We start from the raw sequence: 4,715 nt of genomic DNA, 5'->3' as shown, positions 1-4,715 counted from the left end.
TGAAAATTCGAAAATATGGTTCCTGAGAATATTTACGGAATTATTATTCAAACCGTCGATTCTCATGCTTCCCTCTCCGCTTGTCTGTGACTCGAATTTAAGCCATATACCTGCACTGTTTGTTGTGCCGAGGCAAGCAAGCCTGTCCTTAAGGTTTACAACATTTTCTTCAAGGTTTTCAAGACCCTTGAAGCTAATTCCTGGAGGAATTGAAAAACCGTATTCCTCACCCATCCTTCTGAAATGATATTTGGAGTTGAAATCAGATTGTCTTGAAGGATCCATTATGAGTCTTCCGCCCAGTAGCTCGGCGATTTCAACATCGTCCTGGCTTAAAAAAGAAGTTACAATAGTATATCCATTGAGGCTTGCAACAAGTACTGGATTTCTGAGAAGATGGTCCTTGAAATGTGCCGATACAGATAGATATGGATATTTCTCCACATCGGGAATCGTATTTATTTTAATCGTGCTGCTGGAGGGAGATATTCCAGTATCGTCAAAATATTCAAGGAGTCCACTGTTTACATAGAGGCATGCCCCTCTTGCCGGGTTTTCAACTCTTTTAGAAGAATAGGAAAGGATTTCGGAATGGGCGAAGGATGGCTTGTAGGCAAGCTTTCTTGATGCACTGTTGTCGTTTACTACAGTGGTATGCAAAAATAGAGTATTGCTGGGATCAAGTCCCAGATACTCCGATATATTGTCAAGTCCGTCTTCAAGGCTGCCTCTCGATACAGGGCAGCTATTATCGGAACATTCATATTTAGTTTCTCTATTCAATAAGTTTTTCATTTTCATTACCTTCAGACAGCGGGTACAGGCACTGTATCTGTTGAATTTTTGTCATATGAGGGGCATGTACCCTCCTGTAGGCTACATGCTGAAGTATGCTATTATTGCAATCCATGACACTATAAATCCCATAAGGTTTGAAAGGTTGAAGCTGTCGCCGTCTCTCTTTAGCCTTCTGGTATTAGCTATTAGGGCGATTCCTGAACAGCCGAACATGGCCGCCACCAGGAAAACCAGAAGGGGTGTTATGTCCATTCTCCAAAAATCATTTCTGCTTATGTTGAAAAGCCTGTCGAAGAATGTTTCATCCTTTGGAAACCAGGAATCTACTATGAGACCCACCGCTATAATTATTATCCAGTTCAGAACTCCAACTGTTCTGATAAACATTACCCAGAAGTCGCTGTCTTTTCTCTTGTCGTGGAAAAGTTTGTATTCCTTTTCTCTGTGATACAGGTCTCTTTTTTTATCCATCTAGCCTTTCTTCCCCTTTTTCTTTGAATATATATATGCAAGTATTTCGGCCACTGCGTTGAAAAGATCATAGGGAACCTCGTCTCCTATTTCGGCTGCAGCGAAGAGCGCCCGCGCAACTTCCTTGTTTTCAACAATTTCAACCTTGTTTTCCTTGGCTATTTCCTTGATTCTTAACGCTATGAGATCAGCTCCCTTTGCAACAACCACTGGAGCCTTGCTTTTCTTGCTGTCGTATTTAAGTGCAACTGCAAAATGTGTAGGGTTTGCAATTACCACGTCTGCACCAGGTACCTCTTGCATCATCCGGGACTGGGCCATCTGCCTCTGGAGGCTTCTGATCTTTGATTTCACCTCGGGATTTCCCTCGGTGCTCTTGTATTCGTCCTTTACATCTTGCTTGCTCATCTTGAGCTTCTTTTCGTGGTTGAACCACTGAAAGGCGTAGTCGAAGACCGAAATTGTAACCATACCTATCAAAATCTTAAGGGCAAGTGACAGCATGTTTGATGCATTCTCCTTAAGGGCGGAGGGCAGAAACCTGTTTACGGAGTTGGAAACATCCTCGATGAAGGAAATCATGGAATTCCATGCTATTATAAGCACAACCCCAATCTTCAGCAGAGTCTTCAAAAAATTGTTGAAGGTGTTCATGGAAAATATCTTCTTGAAGCCTCCTGTAATGCTTATCCTCTCAAGCTTGGGCATTACAGACTTTGGAGTGAAAAGAACTCCAACCTGTACAAGGTTCGAAACAATTCCAACAACCATTAGAATCACCATGAAAGGTCCGGTTACTGAAAAAAAGACAGAACCGCAATAATTGAACAGCGACATGAGGGAATCTATGTCCATGCTGCTGTATTCTGAAAATCCTGCAGTAAAAATATATGCAAACATCTCCTGGAGCTTTTTAGACATTGAAAGCCAGAATGCCGAAAGCATGAGGAGTGAGGTAAATATTGACATTGTGTTGTTTATTTCTATACTCTTGAATATATTTCCTTCTTTTCTGGCGTCCTTCTTTTTCTTTGGGGTCGCCTTTTCCGTTTTTTCTCCTGCCATATCAACCTCTCAAGAAAGCAGCTATGCTGCGTTAAATACGCAAGTATTTATTAAGTTGCGCAGGAAAGTTTCCTTTGAACATATCTACACGAATCAAGTGGATATGAATATATTAACTTTCCTAAGCTACATGAAAAGACCAGCCAGGTCTTCAAACATTTTATTGTAAAATTCGTCAAGATAGGCCACAGTAGGACCTATTATATAAATCATTGTAAAAAGACCTATAGTTATTTTCATAGGAATCCCTATTACAAAAATATTCATTTGTGGAACAAATTTAATGATAATTGCTAAGATAACATCCGTCAATAGAATTATTAAAATTAAGGGAAGTGAAATCTTTACTGCAGCAAGAAATGCAAAGGAAAAAGCGAACACAAAAATATTTTGAAAATCAAGAAACATGGTCATGCTGCCTATGGGACTCATCATATAGGTATTGGACAAAAGCTTTATCAGTTGAAGATGTCCGTCCAGAGATAAAAACACTGTAATTGCTACGATGTTTAATAGATTTGCTGAAAGGGAGGTCTTCACTCCGTACTGGGGATCCAGAATACCTCCCATCTGGAAGCCTATCTGGCTGTCAATTATCTGTCCTGCTGTCAGAAAGGCTGAAAAGAAAAAGGAGCTTAGAAGGCCCAGTAACATTCCCTTTATAGATTCTATAATACAGAGGGATATGAACTGTCCTATTGATGAAGGCACAATTGAAAAGGCAATGCTGTCTGTAAAAATCAGAATATATACTATGAATACGCTCATGGACACTTTAAGTGGTGAGGGAATCTCCTTTCTTCCCAGTATTGGAGAGGTGAAGAGATAGCCTGCTATCCTTACAAGTGTGATTATGAAAATATCAAGTTTGCCGTAAAGCCAGAAAAGCTCTGCCATAAATTCACATCCTTAAAATAAATCAGTCTATTTATGAGTTTAACAAGAATCGGTTCAATGTCAAGACAAGATTGAAGATGATGCGTATTCTCGGACGGCTTTAACAAAACTTTAGAAAATAATGAAATAAATTTTATTAATATTTCGTAACAAAATGAACAAATGCTCATATTGCTGGATTGTGGCGATTTTTGTAAAATTGACAAATGAACAACCTTTTGATATTTTATTATAGTGTTTAATCGTTACAAATACTGGACTTAAGAGAGAATAGACAAATTTTTATAAAAAACAGTAAATTTCAGAAAAAATGCAAATTAAATGTATAAAGCAGGAAAAACAGGGAATGAATATATGCTTTGTTTAAATAAACACTGCTCATTAAAGGAAAGGAGCTCTTATGCTTGATAATTTCAACACAAATATAAATCTTATGAAAAATGGCCTTATAGGACTTTGGAAAAGAAATGAAATAATAGCAAACAACATATCCAATGCAGACTCATCAGGTTACAGGGCCAGGGACATAAACTTTGAAGAGGTTCTTTCAAGGGAAATAGACATATCCAAAAGAAATGACGATTATAATATGAACATTGATGAATCCTACAAGGACGTAGAGTTCAGGATAGGCGAAAAGGAAGGTCTTGAGATAAAGGCCAACGGCAACAATGTGGACATAGACAGGGAAATGGTGAACCTTGCCGAAAACCAGATGAGATATAATCTTGTATCAGAAGTTTTAAAGCAGCAGCTTAACCTGTTAAACCAGGTCATCGAAGAGACGAAGGGGTGATTGAATGAACTTTATAAGATCTTTAAACATAAGTGCAACAGGACTTTATGCACAAAAAAGAAAAATGGATATAATCGCCCAGAATATTGCAAACTCAGAGACCACGGTGACGGAAACAGGCAGTCCTTATATAAAGAAAATGGCAATAATGTCCGAAACGGTGGCAATGGAAGGCTTTGATGAAATTCTTGACAGGCATTCATCGGCCATGGATGGAGCTGGAGTTGCCGTGGAGGTCATCGACATGAAGGACAGGCCCTTCAAGCTGATATTCGACCCAGACCATCCCCAGGCCAACGGTGACGGCTATGTGGAGATGCCAAACATAGACACCACCGAGGAAATGATAGACATGCTGAGCGCAACAAGGGCCTATGAAGCAAATCTTACGGTAATGGACGCGTCGAAATCAATGTTTGCAAAAGCGATCGACCTTCTTAAATAAATATTCCATAACAATCAAGGAGAACTATAATGGCAATAAATCCAATTTCACAACAGTCGTTTTTAAACAGAGTAGACTATAAACCGATGGAAAACAAGGCAAATGAAAAGGCTGCAGAGGGCAAGACCACCTTCGGGGAAATCCTGGGCAAATCCCTCGATGAAATAGATGGCAACATATCATCCACTAGCAACAGCATAGAAAAGCTTGTAAGCGGAAAGGATGTAGACATACATGAATTCA

Annotated in this window: 7 protein-coding genes; 3 read left to right on the top strand and 4 right to left on the bottom strand. The window is 39.3% G+C overall.

Annotated elements, in window-relative coordinates:
• From AC3AX0_RS07395 to AC3AX0_RS07380, 4 genes are all read right to left on the bottom strand, one after another.
• Nucleotides 1-795 (bottom strand): hypothetical protein (locus tag AC3AX0_RS07395; RefSeq protein WP_487549666.1); only part of this gene is annotated, 795 nt, incomplete at its 3' end.
• An 81-nt stretch (nt 796-876) separates the two neighbouring features.
• A complete protein-coding gene (locus tag AC3AX0_RS07390; RefSeq protein WP_487549665.1) occupies nt 877-1,269 on the bottom strand; it encodes a hypothetical protein in 393 nt (130 codons plus the stop codon).
• On the bottom strand, nt 1,270-2,334 hold the full coding sequence (flhB, locus tag AC3AX0_RS07385) for a flagellar biosynthesis protein FlhB (protein ID WP_487549664.1): 1,065 nt from the start codon (nt 2,332-2,334) through the stop codon (nt 1,270-1,272). It lies immediately after the preceding gene.
• Nucleotides 2,335-2,460: 126 nt separating this feature from the next.
• Entirely contained in the window at nt 2,461-3,231 is a 771-nt protein-coding gene (locus tag AC3AX0_RS07380; RefSeq protein ID WP_487549663.1) for a flagellar biosynthetic protein FliR, read from the bottom strand.
• A 400-nt stretch (nt 3,232-3,631) separates the two neighbouring features.
• Here AC3AX0_RS07380 and flgB point away from each other — a divergent pair, with 400 nt between their 5' ends.
• The 3 genes from flgB to AC3AX0_RS07365 all read left to right on the top strand — a co-directional run.
• Nucleotides 3,632-4,027 (top strand): flagellar basal body rod protein FlgB, encoded by a 396-nt coding sequence (gene flgB / locus AC3AX0_RS07375; protein ID WP_487549662.1) that lies wholly within the window; start codon nt 3,632-3,634, stop codon nt 4,025-4,027.
• 4 nt (nt 4,028-4,031) lie between these two features.
• Nucleotides 4,032-4,472 carry a flagellar basal body rod protein FlgC gene (flgC, locus tag AC3AX0_RS07370; protein ID WP_487549661.1) on the top strand — a complete coding sequence of 147 codons (441 nt, stop codon included), beginning with the start codon at nt 4,032-4,034 and terminating at the stop codon, nt 4,470-4,472.
• A 29-nt stretch (nt 4,473-4,501) separates the two neighbouring features.
• The coding region (locus AC3AX0_RS07365; RefSeq protein ID WP_487549660.1) for a flagellar hook-basal body complex protein FliE at nt 4,502-4,715 on the top strand (214 nt) is incomplete at its 3' end.

This window comes from Dethiosulfatibacter sp. (genome assembly GCF_983023055.1).
The sequence above is the reverse complement of the archived record's forward strand: the minus strand, read 5'-3'. Positions and strand labels throughout refer to the sequence as shown.

Bases quoted from the DNA above. Each gene is read 5' to 3' on its own strand.
- AC3AX0_RS07390 (WP_487549665.1), bottom strand. From the start codon at position 1,269: ATGGATAAAAAAAGAGACCTGTATCACAGAGAAAAGGAATACAAACTT.
- flhB (WP_487549664.1), bottom strand. From the start codon at position 2,334: ATGGCAGGAGAAAAAACGGAAAAGGCGACCCCAAAGAAAAAGAAGGAC.
- AC3AX0_RS07380 (WP_487549663.1), bottom strand. From the start codon at position 3,231: ATGGCAGAGCTTTTCTGGCTTTACGGCAAACTTGATATTTTCATAATC.
- flgB (WP_487549662.1), top strand. From the start codon at position 3,632: ATGCTTGATAATTTCAACACAAATATAAATCTTATGAAAAATGGCCTT.
- flgC (WP_487549661.1), top strand. From the start codon at position 4,032: ATGAACTTTATAAGATCTTTAAACATAAGTGCAACAGGACTTTATGCA.